Here is a 20,777-nt window from a genome sequence, read left to right on the forward strand (position 1 = left end):
GTGCCGGGAAGGGCCGAGGCATGGGTGCCGGGTCCGCACTCGGTGCAGGTGCGGGCGCAGGCTCAGCGCTCGGCGCGGGTGCCGGGGCCGGGTCCGCGGTCGGAGAGGGAGCCGGAGCAGGCGCCGGATCCGTCGTCGGTGCGGGGAACGGCGTCGGCATCGGTGCGGGGTCAACGCTCGGAGCAGGCGCAGGTGCGGGATCCGTGGTCGGAGCCGGTGCCGGATCGACGGTCGGTTCAGGTGACGGAGCAGGATCCGCAGTGGGCGCGGGAGCAGGGTCCGCGGTCGGCTCAGGCGCCGGGGTCGGCTCAGGTGCCGGGGTGGGGACCGGTTCCGGCACCGGGGAGGGTCCGGGAGACGGCGTCGGGACGGGCTCTTCGTCGACCGGCGCGGGCTGCTCATTGCGGTGTCCGGATCGGACGATCACGGTGAAGGACTGAGGCTCGACGAGGCTGCGTTCACCGCTGCGTGCGCCCACCTCGATGCGGTAGGTACCCGGCGCGCTGAAGACCCAGTTGCCGTGCATGTGTGTCGCCTCTGTCGTGTGGACGACCCCGTCGCCCTTCGTTGAGTCGAAGTGAACCTTCGCGCCCGCTCCGAAGGTGCCGCCCTGGAAGAATGCAACGCGCGCACCTTCGGGAGCCTGCGCGAGGTGCAGGGTCAGGTCGGCACCCTCGGGCAGGGCAGCGTAGTCGATACCCTCGGTGGACAGGCCAGGCCACACGATGTCACTGTTCTGCGTCTCGGGCAGCACGTAGGTGGCAGTGCCCACCGGTCCGAGCACGTCGTAGCTCGCATCCGACAGGGACGCGGGACGCACGAAGCGCGCGTTGGGTGCAACCGTGAGGGTCGTGGAGCCGACGGTGCGCAGCACGGAGGTGCGCGCGTTGGTCAGGGAGTCGTCCTTGACGGCCAGGCCATAGGTGAGTCCGCCTTCGCCGCTCGCCTGGGTGAGGCGCACGTCCAGGTGTCCGCGCGCGATCTCGACGGGGTCGCTCAGCAGGGACGAGGCCGGGGCCGGGGTTGCGTCGTTTCCGCCGTTGTCGGGGGCGGGAGCAGGCGCGGGCGTCGGGTTCGGCGCGGGCTCCGGTTCCTCGGGGGCGGCGATGCCGTCGCGCATCTTGAGCATCGCAGTCAGGCCCACATGGGAACCGACGGTCACGTCGGAGGCATCAGCGACGGTCATGACCGCGTCCGAGAGCGGGTGGGGGCGCAGGGTGACGCGGATGTACATGGGGTCGGTCTGGCACACGCCGAGGTCCTGCGTCTTCATGTCCATGCCGCCCGCGCCCAGGGTGCCTTCCATGGAGCACCAGGGGCTGAAATCCCACTTGGACTCGAGGAACTCGATCTTGTAGGTGGCGCGCAGGGTCGGGTCGTTGGCGCGCACCGTGGCGGTGTACTGATCGGTCGAGCCGGGGAGGAGGTCGTAGGAGACCTCGACGCGGCGCGAGGAGATCGGCAGGTGGTCGGGGTTCCACACGGGAGCCGGGTCCGGGTTGGAGGGACCGAGGATCGTGTCGGTGCCGCCGACGGTGACGGGCTCGGTGTCCTTCTGCGAGTAGTGGACGGTCTGCGAGATCCAGCGCGCCGAGGCGGAGTCACCGGGAATGTAGATCGCTTGAACGGCCGCAGCATCGGCGCCGAGCAGCTCGGAGACGGTAGCTCGGCCACCTTCAACGGGAACCTCGGTGAGGAAGTAGCCGTTGACGGTGATCCACGCGCGGCCCGTGTCGGTGGCGACGCCCGTGTCGAGCGTGATGTCGGTCAGGTGGTTATCACCGGGGTGTTCGCGCTCGGCGTGGTGGGACACGGTGAGGGTCGGAGTGGCGGCGTTTCCGTCGGTGCGCTCAGCGCGCGCTGCATTGTACGCGGATTCAATGTCCTTGATCGTGCCGTCGGCGGGGTTCGCGCCGCCGACCTGCCAGACCAGCGGCGTGATCGGCGAGGAGTAGATGGCAGTGCCGTCGGCGCTGCGGGCGGTCATCTTGTAGTTCGCGACGTAGCGGCCCGGCTGCGTGAAGGTCGTGTACAGGTGCGTGTGGCGCGGGTTGTAGACGCTGCGGTACGCGGTGTCGTGACTGGAGAGGAAGCGGTTCACGCTGTCACCGTTGTCGATGAACATCTCCATGCGGCCCGGGCCGTCGACGCTGATGAGGTCGAGCGTGTAGGTCTCGCCTTCGAACTTGTCGGTGTCGCCGATTTCGCCGGCGCCGAGGCCCGCCCAGATGGGCGTGTTACCGGGGCCAGGATTCTGAGGCGCAGCGTTCAGGACGGTGCCCTCGGCACCCAAGAAGGCCAGGTCGGGACGCTTCGCCGGGATGACGAGCTGCGACTTCGCCTCGTCTTTCTCGCCGGTGCCGGTCCACGCCTTGGGGATCCACAGAGCGGTCTTCTCCATCGGCATGTTGATGGTGTTCAGAGAGAAGCTGTTGGTGTCGTCATGCCAGACGGGGATGGGTGCATCAACGTGCTGTCCGGTAACGATCCATTCCTTATCCTGGTCGGGACCGGCCCACGCGGCGGCGGGGGTCAATGCCAGGAAGAGGGCGAGCGCAGCTGTGCTGATGCGTCGCAGGTGTGACATTCGAGTGCCTTTTCTAGCTATGTTGTAGGTGAGAATCATTATCACTCTAAATAAGCTCTCACACAACTCACAGCGATCAGGCATGTTTCACGCGTGTTTCACGCAGCCTCCTCTCTCCCCCGCCGATAGGCTCGACCCCATGAGATTTGCGACCTGGAACGTCAACTCCATCCGCACGCGCGTCGACCGCGTCATTGCTTTCCTTCAGCGCTCAGGCACAGACGTGCTGGCGATGCAGGAAATTAAGTGCCGCCCCGACCAGTTCCCTACGGAAGCATTTGAGGAGGCCGGCTACCACGTCGCCATCCACGGTCTCAATCAGTGGAACGGCGTCGCCGTCGCCTCCCGTCTGCCGATCCTGGACGTGCAGGACCACTTCCCCACCCAGCCCGCCTTCGGCGAACCGCCCGTGGTCGAAGCTCGCGCGCTCGGCGTCACCATCGACACGACCGACACACTCCCCTCCGGGGATGGGCAGGCCTCGTCGATGACGATCTGGAGCCTGTACGTCCCCAACGGCCGCGAGCTCACGCACGCGCACTACGCCTACAAGCTGGAGTGGCTCGCGAACCTCGCCGAGCAGGGCCGCGGCTGGCTCGCCGACCCGAGCGCCCTGATTGCCCTCGTCGGCGACTGGAACGTCGCTCCCCTCGATGAGGACGTGTGGGACATGAGCGCCTTCGAGGGAGCCACGCACGTGTCGGCGCCCGAGCGCGAGGCCTTCGCCGCTTTCGCCGCGGACGGCTGGGTTGAGGTCACGCGCGAGCGCGTCACAAACTACACCTACTGGGACTACCAAAAGCTGCGCTTCCCCAAGAACGAGGGCATGCGCATCGACTTCGCCTACTGCTCGCCGGCCCTCGCCGCGCGCGTGAGCGGCGCACAGATCGACCGCGACGAGCGCAAGGGAAAGGGCGCGTCCGACCACGTGCCCGTCATCATCGACGTCGACTAAGAGGTAAACGAGGCCGGAACTCAGCCGGCCGACACGGGTCGAGGCCTGGGCGTGCGCCCAGGCCTCGTTCCGTATCGATTACGCATGCTCGCGCGCGAGGCGCAGCAGCTCGGAATTGAGGGCTGACCAGTTGTCGTGATGCCACTGCCCGAAAGGCTCCGCGCCAACGAAGGCGGCGCTGGCGCGAAGGTCGCGGTCCGCCCACACGAAGGAGCCGGATTGTCCGAAGTGCCCGATCGTGCGCGGGGAGGCGTCGGGCGCGGTCCAGTGCGGCGACTTCTCACCGCGAATCTCGAGGCCGAGGCCCCACGGGCAGGGATTGAAGCGCCCGTAGCCGGGCACAACGCCTGCGAGCGCAGGAAACTGCGACAGTGCCGCGAGGGCTGCCAAGGGCCCACTCAGCAACGTTGGGCGTGCGAGCTCGGCGCCGAAGAGGCTGACGTCGGACGCACTGGCAACGCCCGCATGGGCGGGGCTACCGGGAATATCGGCCGTCGCCATGCCAAGCGGATCAAAGACCGTCTCGCGCACCCACTGCGCAATGCCGACGCCAGTCGCGGCCTCAATCACCTCGCCGAGGACGTCGAAGCCCTCGTTCGAGTAGATCCGGCGCTTCTCGGGAGCAGCGACGGGGCGGCGCCCCTCGAACGGCAGGCCCGAGGCGTGGGCGAGCAGGTGACGGACCGTCGCCCCCTCGGGACCCGCGGGATCATCGAGGGAAATCAGGCCTCGTTCGACAGCAACCAGCACCGACCAGGCGACGATCGGCTTGGTTACCGACGCGAGCGGGAAGACGCGATCGACGTCTCCGTGCGCAAAGACGACGTCGCCCTCGACACGAAGGACGAGGGCGACATCGAAAGACGGCAGCGGGCCGATCACGCGGTGGCCTCCGGGGCCGCACCAACCTCGGCGGCCGCAGTGGTCTTTTCGCTGATCTTACGCAGTGTGCGGGCGTAGACCTCAGCAACCTCCTCGGGCACCGAAGCGCCGAGCTGGAGGACGTAGTGCGCGGGCAGGTGCAGGAGCTGCACGCACACGGCCAGGAAGTCCGCGACGAACTCGCGGGCGTCGATCGGCTCATCGTTGTAGCGAGCCGAAACGACCGATCCGTACCAGTAGCGAATGAGGATCTTCGCCAGGGTGCGAGGAGTAGTACCGATATCGGCACCCTCCTCTTCGACGAAGGTCTGGATCATCGCAGTGAGGGCTTCCTCCATCTGCTGGGTGCGGTACTTGTAGTGCGCGTGTGCAGGGTGCGACTCGGAGGACGACTCAGCCCACAGGACACAGTCCAGAGCGATCGCCGCGTCGGCGCCGGGCTTCATGGCGAAGCGCATCTCTCCGACCGCCCAGTCAACGAACGAGCCTGCGGTGATGCCACCCTCGTCGAAGCCGCCTTCCATCTCCTCGTTAATGGTGACGTCGAAGAGAGCGTTCATCTCCTCGTGGCGCTGGATCGCACTGCGCAGGATCGCTTCCTTGGAGGGGAAGTGATAGACGACGGCGGGGTGCGAAATACCGACTCGACGACCGAGGTCGCGCAGAGAGAAGCCGTTATAGCCCCTCTCCGCGATGAGAACCATCGCTGCCGAGAGGATGGATTCACGCGTCGCCTGTCCTACGGAGTAGGCGCCACGGGCCTTCCTCTGGGTTGTCATATCATCTCCTGCTGTTGCGGGCACCACATACCGCGTGCCCGAAATACACACTGGTAGTCAGTGTACCGCGCAATCTCAGGGTTTATCAACATTCATGACAAGCCCATCAATGGAGTCGTTAATGTCAACTGTCACATTCTGACCATCTTGAACGTCTCCACTGAGCAGCAGCTTGGCCAGTCGATCACCGATCTCCCGCTGAATCGAGCGGCGCAGCGGACGTGCTCCGAAGGCCGGATCATAGCCGACTCGAGCAAGCCATCCACGGGCCGGTTCGGTTACTGTCAAACCGATGCGACGCTCGCGCAGGCGAGACTCCAGTGACGCGACGAGCAAATCGACGATCTCTCCCAGATTTTCGCGGGTAAGAGCGTCAAACATAACCGTCTCATCCAACCTATTAAGGAACTCCGGACGGAAGGCCGCCGACACGACGGACATGACAGACTCCCGCTTTTCTTCGGGTGTCAAGTCGGGGTCCGCCAGGAACTGCGATCCAAGGTTCGAGGTGAGGATCAGAATGGTGTTGCGGAAGTCGACCGTCCGCCCCTGTCCGTCAGTGAGACGCCCATCATCCAGAACCTGCAAAAGAATGTCAAAAATCTCAGGATCGGCCTTCTCAACTTCGTCCAGCAGAACCACGGAATAGGGACGACGGCGCACCGCCTCGGTCAGCTGACCGCCCTGCTCGTAGCCCACGTACCCCGGAGGGGCACCGACAAGGCGCGCCACCGAGTGCTTTTCAGAGTACTCGGACATGTCGATACGCACCATCGCACGCTCGTCGTCGAAGAGGAACTCCGCGAGCGCCTTGGCCAGCTCTGTCTTACCAACACCCGTCGGCCCGAGGAAAAGGAACGAACCGGTCGGACGGTTCGGGTCGGACAGGCCCGCGCGGGAGCGGCGGACCGCGTCGGACACCGCACGCACGGCATCTTTCTGACCGATGAGGCGCTTTCCGAGCTCATCCTCCATGTGCAGGAGCTTGTCCGTCTCCGTTTGCAGGAGCTTACCCGTCGGAATTCCGGTCCACGCCTCGATCACCTCGGCGATCTCTGCGGGGCCGACCTTCTCGGCGATCATCGGCTCGTCGTCGCTTCGGGCATCCTGCTCCTCGGCCTGCGCTTCCGCCTCGGCGATCTGACGCTCAACTGCCGGGATTTCACCGTTCTGCAGGCGCCCGGCTTCCTCCCATCGCCCCTCGCGCACGGCCAGGTCCAGCTGGGTACGCAGCGAGTCGAGCTGGACGCGCAGGTCACCAACGCGGTTGTGACCAGCCTTCTCAGCCTCCCAGCGAGCCGTCAGAGCACGCAGACTCTCCTCGCGGTCGGCGAGGTCCGCGCGCAGCTTGCTCAGCCGTTCCTGCGTAGCCTCATCCAGACCCTCCGGATCGGACTCGGTCAGGTAGGACTCCTCCATACGGAGGCGATCCACGCTGCGGCGCAGCTCGTCGATCTCGACGGGCGAGGAGTCCAGCTCCATGCGCAGGCGCGAGGCTGCCTCGTCGATCAGGTCGATCGCCTTGTCAGGCAGCTGACGCCCCGTGATGTAGCGGTTAGACAGGGTCGCCGCGGCAACGAGCGCGCCGTCGGAGATGGTCACCTTGTGGTGAGCCTCGTACTTCGGCGCGATACCGCGCAGGATCGCGACGGTGTCCTCGACCGAGGGCTCGCCGACGAACACCTGCTGGAAGCGACGCTCCAGCGCCGGGTCCTTTTCGATGTTCTCGCGGTACTCGTCGAGTGTCGTCGCGCCGACCATGCGCAGCTCGCCACGGGCGAGCATGGGCTTGAGCATGTTGCCCGCATCCATCGCACCCTCAGAGCCGCCGCCCGCACCAACGACGGTGTGCAGCTCGTCGATGAAGGTGATGATCTGCCCGTCCGAGCGAGAAATCTCGGACAGCACCGCCTTCAGGCGCTCCTCGAATTCACCGCGGTACTTCGCGCCGGCGACCATCGATGCTACGTCGAGGGAGACGAGGCGCTTGTCGCGCAGGGACTCCGGAACGTCGCCCGCAACGATGCGCTGGGCGAGGCCTTCAACGACGGCCGTCTTACCGACGCCCGGCTCGCCGATCAGAACCGGGTTGTTCTTGGTACGGCGAGACAGGACCTGCACGACGCGGCGAATCTCGTTGTCGCGGCCGATAACCGGGTCAAGCTTTCCTTCGCGCGCCACCTCGGTCAGGTCGCGGCCGTACTTGGACAGGGCCTCGAAGGACCCTTCGGGGTCAGCCGAGGTAATCGGGTCGGGACGCAGCTGCGCGAGCGCCTGAGTCAGCGCATCAGCATCGACTCCAGCCTGAGAGAGGATACGACCCGCCTCGGTCTGCGATGCGGCCAGCGCGATGAGCAGATGCTCGGTCGAGATGTACTGGTCGCCGGCGGCCTCGGCGCGCTCACCCGCGTCGCGGACGACCGCGAGCAGAGCGTTCGAGGGCTGGGCGCTTCCGGTGGATGCGCCCTGCGCACTCGGGAGCGCCACGAGGGCATTGCGGGTGCGCGCGCCGATCGCACGCACGTCGGCCCCAACGGCCTCGAGCAGGGAGAGCGCGATGCCCTCGCGCTGTTCAATCAATGCCTCAAGCAGATGAATAGGCTCCACCTGCGGGTTACCGGCTGCACCGGCAGCCTGCAGCGCAGAGGAGACGGCCTCCTGCGCCTTCGTTGTCATTTCATGTGCCATGAAATCACTCCTCCAAAAGTTCTTGTCTGGTGGCGTCGAGTCACTTGACGCCTTCTGACAGTCACAACGAAGCTAAAGTTGAGTCTATTCCACTCAACTTCAATTTTGGGGAGGATGTGAGTCAGTTCTCCGGAAGCCAGGCGGGGCCGTCAAACCCGCGCTGATGACCACCGGCAGGACCGGGCCCTTCATCATCATCGAGACCATAGCGCTCCTCGAGCGCACGGAAAAGCTGAAGGGTTGTCGCCAGCGCACACATCACCTGCTGCACGAGCTGCGCATCCGTCGCGCCATACTCGTAATCAGCATTCACCTCGGCGACGACACGGTCCCCCTCGTCCTGATCAGCGACGTAGGCCTTGGGCCACAGGAACTCGCCATGCCACGCCTGGAGGAAGTCACGCAGATCCTCGCCAAATTCAATCGGGACGAGATTCTTCATGAAAGCAACAATGGACAAAACCTCGCGCGAATCACCGAGGAAGCGGAAGCAGAACAGGTGCCCTTCCCAGAAGCCACACAGGTCCCCATCACTGTCGATACGCCAGGCCCATCCCTCAGAGTCAAAAAGGAGCCCTAAGCGCTCCTGCGTGATGGGACGAACCATATCGAAACGATTGGCCTCAAACTCCGAATTACCCGTGACAATTCCTTCCGGAGGTGCTGCGTTGCTACCCTCCCATTGTTCCATATCAGGGGCGATATCGTCTGGCAGATCGCGGCGGCGAGGCGTCTCCTCGCCGTCGGTTCCACCGTCGGCATCCGCCCGCCATAGCCAGCCCATGATGATCCCCTATTCGTGCCGATCTTCGTTAACGCGCCACTGCGTCGCTACCGACGGGGCGAAAGCGCGCCGACCGCCCCTAACCTTGGCCTGCACATGCACACCCATTGGCGCCTCCTCCGCTCACCTCGTCGTGTTACCAGCACGTGTCTTGGTACCTTCACAGTAGCGCAGAAACCGCGAAAAACCAACGCCCCCAAGGCTTTGCGACCCCTCTTTAACTCGGCGAGACCGGGCGGGCGACACCATCGTCGCAGCTCACCCGGGGCGCTCGAAACACCTCTCCCTCATATGTATGGTTGCTCACATTTGCAGATAGCCCTTGCGGAACTCAAAAGTTTCTACTAAATAGAGCAATTTTGATTGCCCACACTCCCACCATTCACCGACGTCTCACCATACCCAGCAGGCGGCGCGGGAACCTGGGGCACCGGAATCGACGAGGCCGGGGCACCTCCACCGGGGACGAGCGGCAGATCGGGCAGCGGCAGAGTCCTCGCACTCCTCGTCACGAGCCAACGCAGTGCCCACTCCGCGGGACCGCGAGAGGAACCCGCAACCTCGGCAATGACGCAACCGATCCCGATAAGCGCCCACACCCCCAGCGCGATGAGGCCGGACACCGCCACCCCCAGCGAACGCACGCCACACACGCCGAGCACGCTGAAGATGAGAATGAAGAGCAGCGTCTGCGAGAGATAGGCCGTCATCGAGCGTCGGCCAATCGCACTCAGGAACGCGCACACCGTGCCCAGCTTCTCCCGCGGACCGCCGCCCACGAGCGCCAAGAGCGCCAGCCAGCCGCAGGCGCCCGCAACACCGGACGCATGAAAGAGCGGATAGGACCAGGCGGCCGAATTGGAGAACGCCCAGTCCAGCTGCATGAGCGCGAAAGGCGCGCCTCCCAGCGCACCGATCGCCAGACCTCCGAACGCGATGCCCGCCAGGAGCGCCCCACGCCCACGCGGATCCTGCAGGAAGCCCCAGCGCGCAACTCCCACGCCGATCATGACGCAGGGGACCACCAGCGCCGTCAACACCGTCGCAGGCGTCGCGACGAGCCAGGACCCAAAAGACACCAGCGGGTACCAGGCGTTGAGCGACATGGGTCCGTGATATTCCAGCACCATCGGCTCTCGCCCCATCATCGCGCCACCCATCGTTATACCCATCAGACTCAAGGTTGCAATGAGCGAACCCGCAAGAATGCGAGCCCACCCACGCCTCATGACGATCACTTCGGCGAAGATGACCGCGACGAGGCCGTAGGCACCGATGATGTCTCCCGAAAAGACGATGCCGTGCACCAGGCCAAAGGCGAGCATCCACCACCCGCGGCGGCGGATCAGACGCGCGGCCGCACGATGGGATCGGCGCTCGACACGATCGCGAAAAATCTCCCACTGGACGGGGTTCCAGCCAGCGCTCAGTTCAGGGGGAAGAGCGTCCAACGCGAAGCGGCGCTCGCGTTCGATCGTGCGCGAGGCCATGATCGCCATGCCAAAACCGAAGAGAATCGAAAACAGCGGGTAGGCCCTGCGATCGACGAACAGGGTCCGCGCCAGGTACCACCACTGGTCGGCGCTGCCCATAGCCGCGAGCGCAGCGTGTCCTGCCCGGGGAGTCTCCGGGAAGTAAGCAATCCAAAAGGGCACATTCGCCAGAGCAATGAGCGCAAGCATGAGGCCGCGCGCAACGTCTGGTGCAGGGAAACGCACCTGGCGTGCGCCCGTGAAAGACAGGGTGTGCATGAGGTCCTCTCGCTCTACCTGGGATAGAAAAGGGGCGAGGCCGGAGTTTCTCCGGGGCCTCGCCCCTCCATGTGTGCCATGGGTCAGCCGATGGCCGACATCATCGCCTGCTGGCGAAGCTCTCGGCGCCTGCCGTTGGCTTTCACTACCAGCACGATGCCGATAATCATGATGATCGTGCCACTGACGCCGACCACCGAAGACCAAATGAGGCCATTCGTGCTGGACTTCGTGATGTCACCAGCACTGGCATCCATGCCCGCAATGTCGGCTCCCGCAGGCAGACCCTCACAGTCGATGCGGTAGGTACCCGCGGGCAGATCCGTGGCCGTGTAGTAGTTGTTAATCCCGGCGAACGAGTGCATGTCGTAGACGTCGCCATCCGTGTCCGTCATCGTGCACGACGTTGCCTCGACGTCGCCGAGGAGGATCGTGTACTGCCCGTTGGCGCCAACCTCGACGGTCCCGCCATTGGTAATGCTGACGGCGTTCACATCCTCGGGCGCCTCCGTGTTGAGGCCTGAGACAGCGACCACGGCAAAGATGACCGGGGCGATGATCAGCATCATGAGCAGGCCCAGAACAATCATGATCGTGCCCGGAGCTCGACTGGGCAGGTTCATGGGTGGCATGACTGCGGGACCGGCGTACGCGGCGCCCGGGTAGCCGCCCTGGGCGGGCATGGTGCCGTCCTGTCCGTACTGCGGCCAGGGCGTGCCCTGCTCGCCGGGGACTCCGTAAGGCCTGGGATTCGACATGAGGAAAGCCTTCCTAGAAATTCTTATGTGTCAGCATAGCAACGCGTGCATACGGCGTGATAACACCGGCAGCGACGTCAGGCCTGGCGGACAATCCGCAGGCGCTCCTCACGCAGCTGCGCGACGCCGGGAACCTCGAGGGGTTCCAGCGTGGTTCCGGTGGCACGCTCAAGCAGCAGGTCCGCCAGCTCGGGGTTACGCGCGAGCGCGGGACCGTGCATGTAGGTCGCGATGATGGAGCCCTGGACAGCGCCGTCGTAGCGGACCTCAGGTGCTTCTTCTCCCTGGGGCGTACCGTTTCCGACGCCCGAGATGACGCGCCCCAGCGGGGAGGCCTCGGGGCCGAGGACGGTGCCTCCACCGTGGTTTTCAAAGCCCGTGAGGGTCTGCGTGAGCCCCTCAAGGACGGGCTCGCAGACGAGCTCGCCGATAGCCCGGTGCCCCTGAGGGCGAGTCGTAATGTCGAGGACTCCCATGCCGGGAACGCGTGCGCCGCGCGCATCCTCGTACCAGTGACCGAGCACCTGCAGGGAGGCACAGATCGCCAGGAGTGGGCGGCCCGCGTCAAGGGCACGGGCGAGACCGGAGGTGCCGCGGAACTTGTCGGCCGCAAGCGCCTGGGCGGTGTCTTCACCTCCGCCAAGCGTGTAGATGTCGAGGCTCTCGGGGATCTCCTCGGTCAGGCCGACGTGGACAACCTCGGCGTCGATACCGCGCCTGCGGGCGCGCTCGGCCAGAATCAGTGCGTTGCCGCTGTCGCCGTAGGTCCCCAGGACCTCGGGCATGAGGACGCCGATTCGCAGCGTGGAGGCGCTCATCGGGTGCCTTCCTTTCGATCGAGCAGGACCTTGAAGTCGCGCATGGCCGTGTAGTTGAGGAGCATCTCGACGCGGCCGGGCTCGCACGCGGCCAGGGCGTCCATGGGCAGCGGGACGAGGTCACAGTGGACGCCCGCGTATTCGAGCCGCACAGCAAGGTCGGCGCCACGTTCACCACAGGCGACAACGCGACGGCCGGGCTGCTTAACTGCGGAAAAATCGACATCCCACAGCCAGGAGAGATCCTGGCCGTCGGGCACCTGGCCGTTCACTCCGATGACGACCTGCTCGACGCGCGGGTCGATCATCGTCATGGCCTCCTGCCAACCGGCGGGGTTCTTGGCGAGCATGAGGCGCGCGCGTCGACCGTTGACGTTGTGGACGGAGTAGCGTCCGGCGACCTCGGTGACACTACTGACGGCCGCGGCGGCAGCCGCGGGGTCGATGCCCATGGCGACGGCGGCGGCGACGGCCTGCGCGGCGTTGCCAAGGTTGGCGCGCCCGGGAAGCTTCAGCTCGAGGGGAACACTGACACCGTCCGGTCCACGCAGCGTCGCACGCGGGCCCTCGGGGGCCAGCTCGACGTCCTCGAGCCACCACTGAGGCTGAGGACGGCTGCTGAGCTCAGGAAGTTCCTCGCCGTCGAAAGCGGGAATCAGGTGCCAGTCCTCGCCGGAGCGGACGACGCGGCCACCGCGCGGGTATGCGGCGGAGTCTGCACCCCATCCACCACCGGCCGCAACCCACACGACGTTCGGATTGTCGGCGGCGGCCGAGACGATCAACGGGTCGTCGCAGTTGGCGACGACGACGGCGTCCGGATGCGCAGATGCCCCGTCGCGCAGACGACGCTCGACGGAGCCGATTTCGCCGACGCGGTCGAGCTGATCGCGCGAGAGATTCAGGTACACGAAGACCGATGGATTGACGTCGGCGGCGACGCCGGGCACGTGCATTTCGTCGACCTCAAGGGCTGCGCGCGTCGCCCCCTTACCCTGCATGAGCGCCGTCAGGACACCGGAGGTCATATTGTCGCCGTTGATGTTCGAGGCGACGGGCCCCGCGCTTTCCAGCGCCGCGCGCACCATACGCGTGGTCGTCGACTTGCCGTTCGTGCCGGTCACGATGACAGAGGAGAAGGGGGCGGCCAGTTCCTCGAGGAGCTTCGGGGAGATACGCAGGGCAACCTCGCCGCCGATCATGCCCCCGGAGCCGCGCCCAAGGGCACGCGATGCGAAGCGGGCGGCGCCACCGGCCGCTGTGGCCAGGCGAGAGCGCACCGACAGGTGATGCGAAGATTTCGTCATGCATCCACGTTAACGCATGCGGGGCGTCGGTTGCGCCGCCGACGCATCTCGATCCTCGCTATCAGGACACAGACGAGGGGCGCCACTCGGACCGCTTTCCTCGCGCGACACGCTGATACGTACCTGACCTGCACAGATAGTTACGTATTGCATATCGACGTTATCCACGCCATCTCTCTGTGATGGCGTCGATATGTCCCACCGGTCAATATCGACCGATGAGCCACCCAAGAGCATCGTCCCACCGGCCCACAACATGAGCATTTTCAAGGAAAAGGTGCATCCGCCGACAAAATTGCAGGTCAGAGGGCATTTCCAAAAAAATAGTAGCGAATCTGACGCACGCATTTCACGGAGCCCCTGCACGTTTGTGCCAAGCGATGGACACCTCAAGAATCGACTATCAAAACCCACCGTGACCTGGTAAAACTATGTTCAGCAGGCGCAAGCCTGTCGCCTGTTCCAGGCTTCGGTCGGGGATCCTGTGTGCCCCCGGATCCTCGATCGAATTATGCTGCGGGACCCATCCACTGGATGGGTCCCGCAGTCCTTTATGTGTCGATGCCTAGCGGCGAGAGACAATCGTCCCTTCAATCACCGCGCGCCCATTCGATCGCGGCGCAGCCGGAAGGGCCGAACGCGCCGAAGCCTCGGAGGAGGCGAGCGCCGCGAGCGCCCGCACCGGATTCCACACGGTGAGAGAGCCCCCGGAGCGAGATTCAGACCTCGAGGAGCTATCCCACGGGCGCTGGCCTCGGCGCATCGGCATGACCTGTCCATCCGCAGACGCAGCGAACACGCGGTTGCGCTTGGCTTCGGCCGCTGCGACCGCCCCACGCAGGGCGTCGCGCTCCTCTTCCAAGGCCTCGACGCGCCGCTCGAGCTCGAGGATGCGTCGAATACCCGCCAGGTTGATGCCCTCTTCCTGGCTCATCCGCTGCACGTCGCGCAGACGCTGCACGTCCCGCTTCGTATATCGGCGTCCCCGCCCCTTAGTACGGGCGGGGATCACCAGGCCGAGGCGGTCGTACTGGCGCAGGGTCTGCGGATGCATGCCCGCCAGCTCGGCCGCAACCGAGATGACGAACGTGATCGCATCGTCCGATCCCGTCTTCGCCATGGCTTACTCCTCCACGGCCTCGAACAGGGATGCGCGGACATCGAGGTCACCCTCGGCCTTCGCGATCTCCTTCGCGAGCTTCTTGAGGTCGCGGCTCGGCTTGTCCGGAACCTGGATCGCCACGCGGGCAATCAGGTCACCCGTCGCCTTGGAGGTCTTCACTCCCCCGCCGCGCACGCGAATCTCGGAACCCGAGGAGGAACCCGCAGGCACCTTGACCGTGGCGGTGTTGCCGTCGATCATCGGCACGTCAACGACGGTGCCAAGGATGGCCTCGGACACAGTCACGGGCAGGGTGAGGACCAGGTCGTCACCCTCGCGCGAGAACACGGGATGCGGCTTGACCGTCACGGCGACCTCGAGGTCGCCGGTGGGACCGCCGTTGATGCCGGGCTTGCCGTGGCCCTTGACGCGGACCTTCTGGCCGTCCTTAATGCCCGCGGGGATGCGGACCTTGATCGGAGAGCCGCCAACCTTGATGGTCAGGGTCGCACCGTTCAGGGCCTGACGGAAGGAAATGGCCAGCTTTGCGCGCACGGTCCCGCCCTTTTCAGGGGTGGGCGCCGCCTGCTGGGCGTGACTGGCTCCGCCGAAGGGCGAGCCGTAGGGGTCGCCCCCAAATCGCGCGCCACCGCCGCCACCGCCGAAGAGGCCGGAGAGGATGTCCTCAAAGCCAGCCCCGCCGCCGGGCATGCCGGAGGTCTGGAAGCGCACGTTATGGCCGCCTCCACCGAAGCCTCCGGCGCCGCCGAAGGCACCGAAGAGGTCCTCGAAGCCGCCCGCACCGCCCGATCCGGCGGAGAAGCGTGCCCCGCCGCCGGCCATCGCGCGGATCGCGTCATAGCGCTTGCGGTCCTCGTCATTGGACAGGACGGCGTAGGCCTCGCCGATTTCCTTGAACTTGGCCTCAGCGGCCTTGTCGCCCGGGTTCTGATCCGGGTGCCACTGCCGAGCCAGCTTGCGGTAGGCCTTGGTGATGGCCTTCTTGTCCGCCGTCTTGTCGACTCCGAGGACCTTGTAGAAGTCCTTGGAGAACCATTCCTGTTCACTCACGCGCGTGTCACCTCTCTTTCAGTTGCGAGCGTGTCGATGTCATTCAGGGTTGTTCACCAGCACCTTCGCGGCGCGCACGACGCGTTCGCCACGGCGGTAGCCGCTCGCGAGGACCTGCCCGATGACGGGATGGTCGACGTCCGGGCTGGTGGTCGCCATGAGGGCATCGTGCAGGGCTGGGTCGAAGTCGTCGCCCGGGGCGCCGTAGCGCTCGAGCTCGAAACGCGTCTTGAGCGTCTCCTCGAGCTTCGTGGCGATCGACGCGAAGGGGCCGTCCTCCAGGTCGCCGTGCGCGCGGGCGGCGGCGATGTCGTCGAGGACGCTGATGAGCGACTCGATGACCTCGTCCTGGCCCGCGGTCTTGTGGCCGGGGATGGCCTCCTTGGAGCGGCGCACGTAGTTGGCGTACTCCTGGCCCTGGTTGTACAGCTCCGCGTTGGCGCGGGCCAGCTGGTCCTCGACGCTCGCGATACGCTCGAGGGCCTTGGCGAGGTCGGAGTCCTCGATCTGCTCCTCGAAGGCACTCATGTCGTCGGTCGAACCCTCGGACGAGGCCTGGGCAGCGTCATCCGCGCCGGGTGCGGTCTCGTTGTTCTCGGCCGCCTGGCCGGCCGGGGCCGACTCGAAGGAGTCGGCCCCGGCGACGTTGGCGTCTTCGTTGGGCGCCGAGAAACCGTTGGTTTCTTCGGTGCTCACTTGTTGTCCTCGTCAACGATCTCGGCGTCCACGACGTCGTCCTGCGCGGGCGCGGACTGGGCGCCGGCCTCGTCGGCCTGCTGCTTGGCGTAGATCTCCTGGCCAATCTTCATGCCGGACTCGGACAGGGTCGCCATGGCGGTCTTCACGGCCTCGATGTCGTCACCCTTGAGGGCTTCCTTGACGGCGTCGACGTCCTTCTGGACGGCCTCGCGGGTCTCCTCGGAGATCTTGTCGGCCTCGTCCTTGAGCAGCTTCTCCGTCGCGTAGACGGTCTGCTCAGCCTGGTTGCGGGTGTCGGCCTCTTCGCGGCGCTTCTTGTCCTCGGCGGCGTGCTCCTCGGCCTCGCGCACCATGCGGTCGATGTCCTCCTTGGGCAGGGACGAACCGCCGGTGATCGTCACCGACTGCTCCTTGCCGGTGCCACGGTCCTTCGCGGAGACGTGAACGATGCCGTTCGCGTCGATGTCGAAGGTGACCTCGATCTGCGGCACGCCACGGGGGGCCGGGGCGATGCCGGACAGCTCGAAGGTGCCGAGCAGCTTGTTGTCACGGGCGAACTCACGCTCGCCCTGGTAGACCTGGATGAGCACGGAGGGCTGGCCGTCCTCGGCGGTGGAGAAGATCTCCGAAGCCTTGGTCGGGATGGCCGTGTTGCGGTCGATGAGCTTGGTCATGACGCCACCCTTGGTCTCGATACCGAGCGACAGCGGGGTCACGTCGATGAGCAGGACGTCCTTGCGGTCACCCTGGATGACGCCGGCCTGCAGGGCGGCGCCCACGGCGACGACCTCATCGGGGTTGACGCCCTTGTTGGGCTCGCGACCGCCGGTCAGCTCCTTGACGACCTCGGTGACGGCGGGCATACGGGTGGAGCCGCCGACGAGCACGACGTGGTCGATCTCGGAGACGGTCACGCCGGCCTCGGCCATGACATCGCGGAAGGGCTTCTTGGTGCGCTCGAGCAGGTCGGAGGTGAGCTCCTCGAACTTGGCGCGCGTGAGGGACTCATCCAGGTGGATGGGGCCGTCAGCGGTCATGGACAGGTACTGCAGCGAGATGTTCGTGGAGGTCGCGGAGGACAGCTCCTTCTTCGCCTGCTCAGCGGCTTCCTTCAGGCGCTGGAGGGCGACCGCATCCTTGGACAGGTCGGCGCCGGTCTTGGCCTTGACCTGGTCGATCAGCCAGTTGACAATGCGCTGATCCCAGTCATCGCCGCCCAGGTTGTTGTCGCCGGAGGTGGCGCGCACCTGGATGGTGGAGAAGCCGTCGTCATCCTTGCCCACCTCGAGGAGGGACACGTCGAAGGTGCCGCCACCGAGGTCGAAGACCAGGATGAGCTCGTCTTCCTTGCCCTTTTCGAGGCCGTAGGCCAGGGCCGCGGCGGTGGGCTCGTTGACGATGCGCTCGACCTTCAGGCCGGCGATCTGACCGGCGTCCTTGGTGGCCTGACGCTGGGCGTCGTTGAAGTAGGCGGGGACGGTGATGACAGCCTCGGTGACGGGCTCGCCCAGGTAGGCCTCGGCGTCAGCCTTCAGCTTCATGAGGATGCGCGCGGAGATTTCCTGCGCGGTGTACTTCTTGCCGTCGATCTCCGTGGTCCAGTCGGTGCCCATGTGGCGCTTGACGGAGGAGATGGTGCGGTCAACGTTGGTGACGGCCTGGCGCTTGGCGATCTCGCCAACCAGGACCTCACCGGTCTTGGAGAAGGCGACGACCGAGGGGGTCGTGCGGGCGCCTTCAGCGTTGGGGATGATAGTGGGCTCGCCGCCTTCGAGGACGGCGATAGCGGAGTTGGTGGTACCGAGGTCGATGCCGACTGCACGTGCCATGGTTGGTTTCCTTTCGTTCACGAGGCCGTCTCCGCTTCCGGAGCGGCTCGCGTTGGTCTGTGTGGTCTATGTGGTGCCGGGAAGGTCCCGACACATCCTTGAGTCTGTTGTACTCAACTTTAGGAGCAGGGTTTTTATTCCGCAACCCGAAGCTCTCAAACCTGAGTCTGATTCACTCAACTTTGCGGGATCGACTTTTATTCCATCGTCGAGCCCCACAAGCTTGAGCTACTCAAAACCTGAGTCTGATGTACTCAACTTTGTTTGCTCACTTTTATTCCATCCCACCTGGCTAGACGAAACACGGTCTGGCGCTACCAAAAGTTCCATAGTGTCAAGCGTCCGTAAGTCAGACGAAAGCCCATCGTAAGTTATTGCAAAATTCGAAAGTGGCGTACTACACCCTTCCTCTGGCAAACTAGTAACGCTCTCAACGACTGAGAGCCCCGTCAATCAATGGAGACTTGATGCGCATCACGAAACGACTGGCTGGCAGCCTCCTTGCCGGCCTACTGACACTAGGAATGGCAGGTCCCGCCTTGGCCGACACGCCAGCAGCCGACGGTGCCCCGTCCGGCGCCCCCACCACCCAGGCCACCTACGACGCGCGCTACGCGATCCCCGCAGCCGTCGCAGCCTCTGACCAGACAAAGGTCGCACAGTGGCAGGACATGAAGTACGCCATGTTCATCCACTGGGGCGTCTACTCCTCCTACGCAGGCTGGTACAAGGGCCAGAAGCAGGAAGTGGGCTACCCCGAGCAGATCAAGGCGTGGGGACACCAGCAGACCTGGGACTCCCGCATTCCGCTGCAGGGCATTCCCCGTGATGAGTACCTGGCCACCGCCCAGACCTTCGAGGCTCCCAACTTCGACGCGACCGCGTGGTGTCAGCAGGCCAAGGACAGCGGCATGAAGATGCTGCTCATCACCTCCAAGCACCACGATGGCTTCGCCATGTGGGACACGGCCACGACCGACTACAACTTCACCAAGCAGTCACCCTCGCACCGCGACCCACTCCTCGAGCTGTCGCAGGCCTGCAAGAAGGTCGGCATCAAGTTCGGCCTCTACTTCTCCAACATCGACTGGGAGAAGCAGCCCGAGAACCCGTGGCGTAACGACAACACGCTGAACGAAGAGGGCTACATGGACTACATCCATGAGCAGCTCAAGGAACTCCTCGGCGGCAAGTACGGCGAGATCGCCGAGCTCTGGTACGACATGGGCAAGCCGAACCCCGAGCAGTCCGACCAGCTGCGCCAGTGGGCGCACGAGCTCCAGCCGAACATCATGATCAACTCCCGCGTGGGCAACGACCGCGCGGACTTCGAGGTCGGCTGGGACAACGAGATGCAGTCCGAGCAGACCCAGGGTCCCTGGGAGTCGGCCGTTTCGATCTTCCACAAGACCTGGGGCTACGCGAACTGGGACGACGCTGCCCCCAAGTTCAAGGACACCGGCTACCCGGACTACTCCGAGGAAGACTGGGACCACATGATCGACGTCGACAACACGACGGCGTTGCGTAAGGCCCCTGGCGGCGCCCACACCAAGACCACCGAGATCGTGGGCAACATGTTCTCGACCGTGGCCCTGGGCGGTCAGTTCCTCTTCAACGTCGGCCCGAAGTTCGACGGCTCCTACGACCCGTGGGACGCCTCCGTCCTCAAGGGCGTCGGCGACTGGAACCGCGCTCACCCCGGCATCCTCAACAACTCTCGCCCGACCCACTTCCCCATCGAAACCTGGGGTAAGACCATGGTCGATGACTCCCACATCTACCTGGGCATCGAGAAGTGGCCCGCCGACGGCATGATTACGCTGCGCGGCGCCGGCGCCAACGACATCTCCTCGGTGAAGCTGGACGGCTCCGACGCGGCCCTGACCTACAAGGTCGAGGGCAACGACCTCGTCATCACGCTGCCCGCGCAGCCCGACGAGATCCTCCCCGTCGTCACGGTCACCACGAACGGCACGCCCAACTACGTGCCCACCGGCCTGACCACCATCGGCACCGACGCGACCACGATCCCTGCCTCCGGCCTCGAAAAGTTCAAGGCCCCCACCCCCAAGACCGGCGAGACCAGCTTCACGGCCTCCATCACCTCGGGCGACAAGGTCGCCTCGGGCGTGAGCGTCGCCTTCGACACCGAAGGCTTCACGGACACCTACGCGAAGTACAAGGTCACCGTCGCCGGACAGGTCATTAAGGACCTGACCGTCGCCCAGCTCAAGGAAGGTGTCGGCCCCTTCACGATCGGCCCGAACCAGACCGCTCGCGTGACCTTGGAATACGACAACCCGACGTACGCCCTCAAGGGCTTCGGCAAGGACACGACCGTCAAGTCGGTTACCGTCAAGGCCGAGAAGCTCTCGACCCCCGCCGTGACCGTCGATCCCACGACCGTCGAGGCCGGCAAGACCGTCACCGTGAAGGGCACGGGCTTCGCGCCCGAGTCCACCGTGACGCTCACGCTGCACTCTGAGCCCGTCGAGGTCGGCACCGCCACCACGGACGAGAACGGTGACTTCACCGCTGAGGTGACTGTCCCCGCCAACACCGAGGCCGGGGACCACACGGTTGTCGCCGAGTCCAGCGCGCCGGTCGTCTCCGCGACCGCTCCACTGACGGTCACCGTTCCCCCGGCACCCGCCGAGGAGCCGAGCGCCGCTCCGAGCGAGCAGCCCTCCGCGGCCCCGGCTCCCGCCCCCGAACAGGGTGGCAAGGGTGGCCTGGCCCGCACCGGCGCCAACGCGCTGATCCT

Annotated in this window: 15 protein-coding genes; 2 read left to right on the top strand and 13 right to left on the bottom strand. The window is 65.3% G+C overall.

The features are described from left to right. The coding region (locus tag HMPREF1137_RS06835; protein ID WP_007590355.1) for a choice-of-anchor M domain-containing protein at positions 1-2,587 on the bottom strand (2,587 nt) is incomplete at its 3' end. A 139-nt stretch (positions 2,588-2,726) separates the two neighbouring features. Between HMPREF1137_RS06835 and HMPREF1137_RS06840 the strand changes: the two genes are divergently transcribed. Further along, positions 2,727-3,542 carry an exodeoxyribonuclease III gene (locus HMPREF1137_RS06840; RefSeq protein WP_007590372.1) on the top strand — a complete coding sequence of 272 codons (816 nt, stop codon included), beginning with the start codon at positions 2,727-2,729 and terminating at the stop codon, positions 3,540-3,542. Between the two features lie 78 nt (positions 3,543-3,620). Here HMPREF1137_RS06840 and HMPREF1137_RS06845 read toward each other — a convergent pair whose 3' ends face one another. The 12 genes from HMPREF1137_RS06845 to dnaK form a co-directional block, all read right to left on the bottom strand. Further along, on the bottom strand, positions 3,621-4,424 hold the full coding sequence (locus HMPREF1137_RS06845) for a serine hydrolase domain-containing protein (RefSeq protein WP_007590362.1): 804 nt from the start codon (positions 4,422-4,424) through the stop codon (positions 3,621-3,623). Continuing rightward, a complete protein-coding gene (locus HMPREF1137_RS06850) occupies positions 4,421-5,203 on the bottom strand; it encodes a TetR/AcrR family transcriptional regulator (protein ID WP_007590359.1) in 783 nt (260 codons plus the stop codon). Before HMPREF1137_RS06850 ends, HMPREF1137_RS06845 begins: the two co-directional genes overlap by 4 nt. A 75-nt stretch (positions 5,204-5,278) precedes the next feature. Further along, on the bottom strand, positions 5,279-7,891 hold the full coding sequence (gene clpB / locus HMPREF1137_RS06855) for an ATP-dependent chaperone ClpB (RefSeq protein WP_007590378.1): 2,613 nt from the start codon (positions 7,889-7,891) through the stop codon (positions 5,279-5,281). 121 nt (positions 7,892-8,012) lie between these two features. After that, on the bottom strand, positions 8,013-8,675 hold the full coding sequence (locus HMPREF1137_RS06860; RefSeq protein WP_007590349.1) for a type III secretion system chaperone family protein: 663 nt from the start codon (positions 8,673-8,675) through the stop codon (positions 8,013-8,015). Positions 8,676-9,019: 344 nt separating this feature from the next. Next, entirely contained in the window at positions 9,020-10,426 is a 1,407-nt protein-coding gene (locus tag HMPREF1137_RS06865) for a DUF418 domain-containing protein (protein ID WP_007590374.1), read from the bottom strand. An 83-nt stretch (positions 10,427-10,509) separates the two neighbouring features. Further along, entirely contained in the window at positions 10,510-11,184 is a 675-nt protein-coding gene (locus HMPREF1137_RS06870) for a hypothetical protein (RefSeq protein WP_007590364.1), read from the bottom strand. Between the two features lie 77 nt (positions 11,185-11,261). After that, on the bottom strand, positions 11,262-12,002 hold the full coding sequence (locus HMPREF1137_RS06875) for a type 1 glutamine amidotransferase (protein ID WP_007590347.1): 741 nt from the start codon (positions 12,000-12,002) through the stop codon (positions 11,262-11,264). Beyond that, a complete protein-coding gene (locus HMPREF1137_RS06880; protein WP_007590360.1) occupies positions 11,999-13,309 on the bottom strand; it encodes a Mur ligase family protein in 1,311 nt (436 codons plus the stop codon). The genes HMPREF1137_RS06875 and HMPREF1137_RS06880 overlap by 4 nt, the downstream gene beginning before the upstream one ends. Positions 13,310-13,874: 565 nt before the next feature. Further along, positions 13,875-14,429 carry a heat shock protein transcriptional repressor HspR gene (locus HMPREF1137_RS06885; RefSeq protein ID WP_007590343.1) on the bottom strand — a complete coding sequence of 185 codons (555 nt, stop codon included), beginning with the start codon at positions 14,427-14,429 and terminating at the stop codon, positions 13,875-13,877. Positions 14,430-14,432: 3 nt separating this feature from the next. After that, a complete protein-coding gene (locus tag HMPREF1137_RS06890) occupies positions 14,433-15,482 on the bottom strand; it encodes a DnaJ C-terminal domain-containing protein (RefSeq protein WP_007590353.1) in 1,050 nt (349 codons plus the stop codon). Between the two features lie 39 nt (positions 15,483-15,521). Continuing rightward, complete coding sequence (locus tag HMPREF1137_RS06895) at positions 15,522-16,178, bottom strand: nucleotide exchange factor GrpE (protein ID WP_007590345.1); 657 nt, start codon at positions 16,176-16,178, stop codon at positions 15,522-15,524. After that, positions 16,175-18,010: a molecular chaperone DnaK gene (gene dnaK / locus HMPREF1137_RS06900; protein WP_007590341.1), complete on the bottom strand. Its 1,836-nt coding sequence runs from the start codon at positions 18,008-18,010 to the stop codon at positions 16,175-16,177. Before dnaK ends, HMPREF1137_RS06895 begins: the two co-directional genes overlap by 4 nt. A 467-nt stretch (positions 18,011-18,477) precedes the next feature. Between dnaK and HMPREF1137_RS06905 the strand changes: the two genes are divergently transcribed. Continuing rightward, on the top strand, positions 18,478-20,777 hold a 2,300-nt coding region (locus HMPREF1137_RS06905; protein WP_007590351.1), incomplete at its 3' end, for an alpha-L-fucosidase.

This window comes from Actinomyces sp. ICM39, assembly GCF_000282935.1.
GTDB lineage: Bacteria > Actinomycetota > Actinomycetes > Actinomycetales > Actinomycetaceae > Pauljensenia > Pauljensenia odontolytica_B.